Origin of the sequence: Acinetobacter sp. HR7, from assembly GCF_000773685.1 — a bacterium.
In the GTDB taxonomy this organism is placed as follows: Bacteria; Pseudomonadota; Gammaproteobacteria; order Pseudomonadales; family Moraxellaceae; genus Acinetobacter; species Acinetobacter thermotolerans.
Window position 1 is genome coordinate 1 of record NZ_JPQO01000034.1, and the last position, 3,107, is coordinate 3,107.

Below are 3,107 nucleotides of genomic sequence, written 5' to 3' on the forward strand. Positions count from 1 at the left end.
GAGCTGAATATCGTCGCCAATAATGACGTATAAAGTTTTATCTAATTTTTCTTTTTATCCAATTTAAAATTAGGTGCGTACACCGCCTCAACTTTCAATAAAGTATAAAAGGTGTTTGTGTAGGCAATACCCTTACTTTTGATAAGCCAAAAGAAAGCAAAAGCCTTTGTTACCCATACATAACATCCCTATTATGATGGATAACGTGTGGCATCCCTGCCACACTCGTGTATCCAAACGTTGCTTAAATTAAACTATGTAATAGTGGCGACATAAAGGTGCTCTTATCGCTATATATTAAAAACTTAGTGGAACACTGTTTCTAAAGCTTTTAAACCCACTTTGGGATCAAGTAGACCGTTGTAAATTTCAGGGATTTCACGTTCCACCCCAAAAAATTCATAAATGGCAAGCATCGCCCCACGAACTGAATATTCCACAGTAAAGACCACGTCATCTTCAATTTCCACAAACTGTCCAAGGAAAGCAAAGTTTTGTGAGCCTTGTGGAATTACCTGTGGACGATCCCCCGGTTTACGGCAGGCGAATAGGGCAGAGGCGTATGGCATCATGGCTGTGGTAACATCCGTCGTTGCCAAAACATGATCTAAAATGTCGTCAAAACCGAGCTGTTTAATCAGTTCTGTTAGGATTTCTTGCCCCGTGGCTTCGGACATTGGTTTTTTGATGTAATCGCCTATATGGTCAATTTGGAAACCGTAGCCCCATAAGGTATATAAACCTTCAGGTAAGTCGGCAAAGTGTGGCTGTGCAGGAACCACTATGGATAAATGCCAACCCGACTCATACCAAGTCATGAGTGCGCCTGTGCCTGGTTCATTGCCTGTATAGTCAATAATACGTTTAAGTAGCACGTCATCTTTCATGGTCAGAGTGAAAGACTCCCACTTATGTTCATCGACATTGCCATAAAAAGTCATTGGACGGCCAAAGTCTGGGGCTTTTTGTGCCAGCGTTTCCCAAAGCGTCCAGCCATGATCTTCTCGATGACGAATAAGGGCAGGCACGTCATGATTACCGCCATAACGTGAGTCTGCTGTAATAGAGCCTAAAGTGAAAATAGCTAAATCATTGGCTTTCAGATTAATTTGCTCTGAGCCTTCAGGCAATTGTACATATAGGCGTGAAGCGTAGCGTTCTTGAGTTTCAGCATTGGTAATGAAGTCTGCATCTGTGACATAGTGTCCAAAACGCACATCGACGCCTTGTGCGACTAACCAACGCTGTAGGGGCAGAATCATCGAGTCATATTGGTTGTACTTGGTACGTTTCACACCCGCTAAGGTATGAATGCGTGGCAATTCTTGAATAAAACGCAAGAAATAGCGTCTTAACTCTGCTGCACTGTGCCATTTTTGAAAAGCGAAAGTCGTGCGCCACATGCGCCAGAAATTGGTTTCAAAAAAGGTTTCATCAAAAAACTCATCAATGCGGCGACTGCCAATTTTTTCTTCTTTTGAAGCTAATAGGCGCAGCATCTGTGCACGATGTAGCGTATTCAGACCAAGCTTTGCTGCATCCGCAATGACATGTTCGGCATCAATCAACCGTGCATTGGCGTGGGTTTTCACTTTTTCATTAAACTCACGACATTCTTCACGCACCGAAATGTCTGGATTTTCCAAAGATGGAATACTGGAAAATAAGTCCCATAGGCACAAATAAGTTTCATCGGTCAGCATTCGCCCACCACGTGTTACCCAAGCTTGCGCGGCATGCGGTGTATGTCCACCATCCATCGAACCACCTGAAATATCGAGTTCTTCTAAAATATGGATATTTTTGGCAGGGACTTTGGCATCACGGATTGCAAATGCAGCAGCAGCCATACCTGCGATACCACCACCAATAATCCAAAGATGGGACTGTTGTGCGTCTAATGGGGTGCGCTTCTTCTTTTGCATGGTTCACCTTTAATAATGATGTTAAAAACTATGAAGTATAAAATGTGATTTAGAAAAACCTTAAAAATAGTATGACTTTTTATATATGAAAAATGTATGAAATGGGAAGCAATTTACTCATTATATTTTGTAATCAAAAAAATGTAAGTAATGGTTATTTTTAATACACATTTGTATTTTTTTTAAAATAAAATATAATTTAAGTAATTGATTTTATTATTTTATTGAGTAATCACTCTATTTTGATCATATTTGTTTGTGTCTGAAGAATGTGTTTGAAACTAGGCTTTCTATTGATCATTAAAAGATATAATTGAATAATAGATCTCTTTCATAAATCAAAAAATGAGCACCTTTTTGATTGATATTTGTACTCTAATTTTCTTAGCATTCGTGCATAATCTGCGGATGAAATACATTGATTCAAAGAAGCTTTCTGAAACACAGTTTAAGCGATATACAGGCATCTCATGGTCAACCTTTTATTTAAATGGTTGAGCAATTGCAGAAGCATGTTCCAGCTAAAGGCAGACCACCCAAGTTAAGTGTGGAGGATCAGGTTCTGCTCTGTCTGAACTATTGGCGGGAATACCGAACTTTATTTCACATTGCTACGAGTTATGGGGTTTCAGAGCCTACAGCCTCAAGAATTGTACGTCATGTTGAAGATTGCCTGATTCAGTCCAAGCTGTTTAATTTACCGAAGAATTTGCCCGAAAGCGAAGGCATAGACTGGAATGTGGTGATCCTGGATGCCACAGAAATTCCAATTCAAAGGCCTAAAAAAACAGAAGAAAAACTATAGTGGCAAGAAAAAGACCCATACCTTTAAAGTACAGGCCATCATCCATTATAAAACTCAGCAAATTCTGAGTTTATGCACTGATCGCGGTACGGTGCATGATTTCGAGCTATTCAAACGCAATTTAAAGCAGATTCCTTCAGGAGCTTTTATCCTTGCAGATAAAGGCTACCTGGGAATTTATGCTGTGTATCCTAATAGCCTGTTGCCGTTAAAAGCCAAAAGACGCTGTAAACTGGATCCTGAACTCAAAATCTATAATCAGGAAATCAACAAAAGAAGAATCGGGATCGAGCATGTATTTGGGCACTGTTGCAAATAACCACGAATGGTAAGCTGAAGACTGTTTTAGCTAAAGATGCAGCATATGAATCCTTTCC

At 39.9% G+C, this 3,107-nt stretch carries 3 protein-coding genes; 2 read left to right on the forward strand and 1 reads right to left on the reverse strand.

Annotation, left to right across the window (positions count from 1 at the left end; translation table 11 throughout):
• Positions 1 to 305 precede the first annotated feature (305 nt).
• Positions 306 to 1,925 (reverse strand): oleate hydratase, encoded by a 1,620-nt coding sequence (locus tag GW12_RS02425; protein ID WP_004726755.1) that lies wholly within the window; start codon positions 1,923 to 1,925, stop codon positions 306 to 308.
• A gap of 490 nt (positions 1,926 to 2,415) precedes the next feature.
• Here GW12_RS02425 and GW12_RS15265 point away from each other — a divergent pair, with 490 nt between their 5' ends.
• Entirely contained in the window at positions 2,416 to 2,730 is a 315-nt protein-coding gene (locus tag GW12_RS15265; RefSeq protein WP_171250768.1) for a transposase family protein, read from the forward strand.
• Complete coding sequence (locus GW12_RS02430) at positions 2,678 to 3,049, forward strand: transposase (protein ID WP_024160689.1); 372 nt, start codon at positions 2,678 to 2,680, stop codon at positions 3,047 to 3,049. The genes GW12_RS15265 and GW12_RS02430 overlap by 53 nt, the downstream gene beginning before the upstream one ends.
• The last annotated feature ends 58 nt before the right edge of the window (positions 3,050 to 3,107 follow it).

Bases quoted from the DNA above. Each gene is read 5' to 3' on its own strand.
- GW12_RS02425 (WP_004726755.1), bottom strand. From the start codon at position 1,925: ATGCAAAAGAAGAAGCGCACCCCATTAGACGCACAACAGTCCCATCTT.
- GW12_RS15265 (WP_171250768.1), top strand. From the start codon at position 2,416: ATGGTTGAGCAATTGCAGAAGCATGTTCCAGCTAAAGGCAGACCACCC.
- GW12_RS02430 (WP_024160689.1), top strand. From the start codon at position 2,678: ATGCCACAGAAATTCCAATTCAAAGGCCTAAAAAAACAGAAGAAAAAC.